Origin of the sequence: Dorea sp. 210702-DFI.3.125 (assembly GCF_020560945.1) — a bacterium.
GTDB classification, from domain to species: Bacteria; Bacillota; Clostridia; order Lachnospirales; family Lachnospiraceae; genus Dorea; species Dorea formicigenerans.
In genome coordinates this window covers 1-266 of the sequence record NZ_JAJCNF010000118.1, presented here as the reverse complement: position 1 = coordinate 266, position 266 = coordinate 1, and the positions used below count along the sequence as shown (strand labels likewise).

The 266-nt window shown below is 44.4% G+C and carries 1 protein-coding gene; it reads left to right on the top strand.

Annotated features, from left to right (window positions below; all coding sequences use genetic code 11):
• Positions 1 to 28: 28 nt before the first annotated feature.
• The coding region (locus LI164_RS15805) for an MFS transporter (protein WP_227087393.1) at positions 29 to 266 on the top strand (238 nt) is incomplete at its 3' end.

Below are 266 nucleotides of genomic sequence, written 5' to 3'. Positions count from 1 at the left end.
GATGGTTATAAATCTTTAATTTAATAGTATGGCAACACTGAAAGAGAAAATTGGTTATGGCTTTGGTGATATGTCTTCCTCTATGTTCTGGAAGATATTCTCCTATTATCTGCCTATATTCTATTCTAATATATACGGGCTGAGTCTGGCGGATACGGGCGTCCTGCTGTTGGTAACGCGCATTTGGGATGCGGTGTCCGACCCGATGATGGGCATCATTGCCGACCGAACCCATACGCGATGGGGAAAATACCGTCCTTATCTGC